Source organism: Leuconostoc sp. BM2, assembly GCF_002095565.1.
Lineage (GTDB): Bacteria > Bacillota > Bacilli > Lactobacillales > Lactobacillaceae > Leuconostoc > Leuconostoc falkenbergense.
On sequence record NZ_MOWQ01000074.1, the window covers coordinates 1 to 2,488 of the forward strand.

2 protein-coding genes are annotated in these 2,488 nt (G+C 36.3%); both read right to left on the reverse strand.

The genetic code is table 11. The annotated features are described in order from the left end of the window. Positions 1–15 precede the first annotated feature (15 nt). Complete coding sequence (locus tag BMG01_RS10285) at positions 16–933, reverse strand: IS30 family transposase (RefSeq protein WP_084013489.1); 918 nt, start codon at positions 931–933, stop codon at positions 16–18. A 384-nt stretch (positions 934–1,317) separates the two neighbouring features. Then, positions 1,318–2,316: a hypothetical protein gene (locus BMG01_RS10290; RefSeq protein ID WP_036087053.1), complete on the reverse strand. Its 999-nt coding sequence runs from the start codon at positions 2,314–2,316 to the stop codon at positions 1,318–1,320. Between the last annotated feature and the right edge of the window lie 172 nt (positions 2,317–2,488).

Genomic DNA, 2,488 nt, shown 5'->3' on the forward strand with positions numbered 1-2,488 from the left:
GGTAGATTGCAAGAATTAACCGAACACTGCAAACTGCTGAAAAACCTTTCGTGGTGATTGCCAGTTGAGTGTTTTCATTGGTCTCGCATTGATCCAATGATTAATTTGATCTAATTCTTTGGCGCTAACTGTTTCAATTTTGCGTTCTTTCGGTATAAAACGACGGACGTATCGATTTAATATCTCATTACTCCCACGTTCTTCTGGTGAATATGGGTGCGCAAAATAGACTGGAATGCCTAGTTTTTGCTCGATTTCGTTATATTTTGCAAATTCTCGCCCACGATCAACAGTGATGGACTTGGCATTTTTGATCCCTTGAAAAAAATGAATTAAGACTGGTGTCACTGCCTGACTATTGCGCCCAGTGACCTGTCTCACGATATGTTGCCGGCTTAGTCTTTCAGTAATTGTCACCAGCACATCACCACGTCTTTTACCCGATTGCATAGTGTCAACTTCAAAATGTCCAAAGGTTTGTCGTGCTTTCACACTTTCAGGTCTCGTTTCAATCGAACGACCATGCACAAATACTTGTCGTCTACCATCAGATTGACGCTTTTGACGGATACCTTTGTCAGGCAAATCAGCCAATGATAGTTTGAGTCGACCAGCATTGAGCCAATTATAAATCGTTTTGAAAGGTAACCCTAAAACATGCGCAGCGGTTTCTGGTGACCACTTCAATATACCAATGTGGTGATTCAAAAAGACAGCGATAGCTGGTGTTAGCGTGTCATGAAGACCACGTAGATGACGTTTTTTCAATGCCAACGCATGAGCAATGTCAGCTTTATAGGGTGTCACTTGATGAATTTCAATCACAACGGTTGAAGGAGAGCGTTTAATAAAGCGCGCAATGGCACGAACAGAATAATTCAATTCGAGTAAAGTTTGAATGACAGTGCGTTCTTGAGATGATAAACTAGTCATGAGTCGCAGTTCCTTTATGGTTGTTTTAGACAATTACCATTAAAGGCGCTGCGGCTTTTTTATTCAAGTGTTCGGTTTAATTTTACAATCTACCGATAATAATAAAAAATAGTCTAATTTATCTACTTCTGAGCACCGCAGCGAGCATTTATTAAAAATATGGAACATATAGGGTGGTCTACATTATATTTTGAACGAAGTTTTTACCAAAGAGTGTAGTGATGGCTGAAACTATACGATTCTCAAATTATTTGTGTTGTTATAAGAAAAAAAAGCTCTTCAGTTTCGTTACTGCTGAGCTTTTTTTGATTTTTTTTCAATTTTTAAAATTAGTATCAGGGCAATCGTTTTATTGACTGCGAAAGGGAAAAACGGGAATATATTTTAGAAAGGCAAATTTAAACTTTTAAAGTAAGCACTTTTAGTTGTTTCAGGGTTCATCTCAGAGGCTTTATTAGAATTACCACTTAAATCGTTGAAAATAGCTACCGAATCATTTCCAACATAGTGATTAAAAGCAGTCATTTCTAGTCCATCTAAATTAAAACTTATTTTTTCATCCATACTACCAGTGAACTTAGATTGAGAAATAGAATGATCATCAGTGGTTGTTTCGTAAATTGTTGAGGTATTTTTATCAATTAGGTATTCAATGGCATAGTCATTGAACCGCACCTCGTATGCCTTGACATTTTCTTTATATTTATTTTTTGCAGCTTCTAAATCTTTACTTTTTTGTTCACTAGCTTTTTTGTCCGCCAGTGTCTTTTTGGCTGAGTCACTAGGCTCCAAGTATAACTCAACGGATACACCGTTATTTGTTTGTTTCACCTTGACATCGGTGACTATATCAGTATCAGAAACTTCAGTAACCTCATTATCGTTTGATTTTGACGTTACAACAATTGAGGAAGATATCCCTTGAATTGAACTCTTAGCTTCTGTGAAGGATTTTGTTTTTAGTGACATTTTTTTAACTGCTACTGCTTCTTTTTTATATTGCTTTGTCCGCTTGTTTTTTTGTTCAATTGTATGAAGTCTCTCAGGGCTGGGTACTACTGTAACTATTTCGCTCATCTGCTTATTATTATATTTTGTCGTGATTTTGATGTTGGTATTTTGTTGAATATTATCATCATAGGTTAACTGGAAAGAGCCTGTAGCATCGGCCGTTGTGGTATCACCAAAAATTCCAAAACCAATTTGAACACGTGATTTGGGTGCCACTTGCCCTTTTATATGCACGATGTGATTGTTATTTTCATTAACTTTTTCTGGAAGTTCAAGAAAAAGCGTACCGTTTTTCTTGAATTCTAACATTTGCGGACTTAGTTTACTATTGTCGATATTAGTTTTAACAATTGATCCTGCAATTGCAATCACTATTATAAATAGTGCGATACCGATCGTCTGAAATTTTTTCTTAACGGCAGATTGTAAAATTTAAGTTGAACATTTAAGTGGACAGAAAAACCCATCAAGGTCTTTAATGGTGTTACCACAACATTCCATTAGAAAGAAGGACCTTAATGGGCACCACTATTTTATCATTCCA

Coding starts and splice junctions, on each gene's coding strand:
- BMG01_RS10285 (WP_084013489.1), bottom strand. CDS start 933: ATGACTAGTTTATCATCTCAAGAACGCACTGTCATTCAAACTTTACTC.